Origin of the sequence: Ralstonia soli, from assembly GCF_023955655.1 — a bacterium.
In the GTDB taxonomy this organism is placed as follows: domain Bacteria; phylum Pseudomonadota; class Gammaproteobacteria; order Burkholderiales; family Burkholderiaceae; genus Ralstonia; species Ralstonia soli.
The window spans coordinates 1-961 of record NZ_JAMXHT010000029.1; the positions used below are offsets into that span (position 1 = coordinate 1).

Here is a 961-nt window from a genome sequence, read left to right on the forward strand (position 1 = left end):
TCTCGTACTCGATGTGCGCGGTGTTGATCGTGATGCCGCGTGCCTTTTCTTCCGGCGCTGCGTCGATTTCGTCGTACTTCTTCGCTTCGCCACCGAACTTGCTCGACAGCACGGTTGCGATCGCTGCAGTCAGCGTCGTCTTGCCGTGGTCAACGTGACCAATCGTCCCAACGTTCACGTGCGGCTTGGTCCGCTCGAACTTTTCCTTTGCCATGTCGCGACTCCTGTCTCGGTAGCGATTTGCGTTGGTGGATGCGTGGTGCCCATGGGCAGGATCGAACTGCCGACCTCTCCCTTACCAAGGGAGTGCTCTACCACTGAGCCACATGGGCAAAACTTTTTGCGAACAGTGAATGGAGCGGGTGAAGGGAATCGAACCCTCGTCGTAAGCTTGGAAGGCTTCTGCTCTACCATTGAGCTACACCCGCCCGGGTTACTTCTTCCCTTGCCGCCGGTCCTGGCTGAGAACCGAACTCACTGCTTAATTCTGGTGGAGAGGGCTGGATTCGAACCAGCGTAGGCGTAAGCCAACAGATTTACAGTCTGCCCCCTTTAGCCACTCGGGCACCTCTCCGAAGAGAACTTGCGATTATGGGACCATCGATGCACCTTGTCAAGCGGTGTGTGATGAAATCGCGAGATTTAGCGTTAGACGCTCTCACCCTTGACGGAAACATTCGATCCCACGCAGGTTGCGACTCGCTTTCGACATAGCCGCGACAACCATTAGCGGTTGACTTGCGGCACCGCCAAACGGGGCATATAGGCGCCGCTCGGCAAGCCCCGGCTGTTTCGCCTTCATCGGCAACGGAGAGGGGGATCACCGAGAGAGTGGGCATGGGCTGGGGCCGTGCATGCTGCACAACCCGAGTTACGACTTCAACGACGCGCTGCTGCCGTTGGGGGCGACGTACTGGGTGAGGCTGGTGGAGCGGTACCTGGGGCGATCCTGAGGGGCGGG

At 58.7% G+C, this 961-nt stretch carries 1 protein-coding gene, 3 tRNA genes and 1 pseudogene; 1 reads left to right on the forward strand and 4 read right to left on the reverse strand.

Features of this window, described 5'->3' with window-relative positions; translation table 11 throughout:
* The 4 genes from NG900_RS26535 to NG900_RS26550 all read right to left on the reverse strand — a co-directional run.
* Window positions 1-214, reverse strand: a 214-nt coding sequence (locus NG900_RS26535; protein ID WP_252685264.1) for a GTP-binding protein, incomplete at its 3' end; no start/stop codon positions are given.
* A gap of 43 nt (window positions 215-257) precedes the next feature.
* A tRNA-Thr gene (locus NG900_RS26540) sits at window positions 258-332 on the reverse strand.
* A gap of 22 nt (window positions 333-354) precedes the next feature.
* Window positions 355-428, reverse strand: a tRNA-Gly gene (locus tag NG900_RS26545).
* A gap of 60 nt (window positions 429-488) precedes the next feature.
* Window positions 489-574 (reverse strand) — tRNA-Tyr (locus tag NG900_RS26550).
* A 208-nt stretch (window positions 575-782) separates the two neighbouring features.
* Between NG900_RS26550 and NG900_RS26555 the strand changes: the two are divergent.
* A pseudogene (locus NG900_RS26555) lies at window positions 783-953 on the forward strand (amidohydrolase); the annotation flags it as partial.
* Window positions 954-961 lie beyond the last annotated feature (8 nt).